The organism is Citrobacter sp. Igbk 14, assembly GCF_028069825.1.
Taxonomy (GTDB): Bacteria; Pseudomonadota; Gammaproteobacteria; order Enterobacterales; family Enterobacteriaceae; genus Citrobacter.
The window spans coordinates 1-255 of sequence record NZ_JANEWM010000209.1 but is presented as its reverse complement, the minus strand read 5'-3'; the positions used below and the strand labels follow the sequence as shown (position 1 = coordinate 255).

The following is a 255-nucleotide window of genomic DNA, read 5'->3' as shown; positions in this document are numbered from 1 at the left end:
GCTTATGCCTTTGCACTAACCTCCTGATGTCCGACCAGGATTAGCTAACCTTCGTGCTCCTCCGTTACTCTTTAGGAGGAGACCGCCCCAGTCAAACTACCCACCAGACACTGTCCGCAACCCGGATCACGGGTCTACGTTAGAACACCAGCCATTAAAGGGTGGTATTTCAAGGTCGGCTCCATGCAGACTGGCGTCCACACTTCAAAGCCTCCCACCTATCCTACACATCAAGGACCAGTGTTCAGTGTCAAG

General features: G+C 52.9%; 1 rRNA gene. It reads right to left on the bottom strand.

Annotated elements, in window-relative coordinates:
* Positions 1–255, bottom strand: a 23S ribosomal RNA gene (locus tag NNN64_RS23600); the annotation flags it as partial.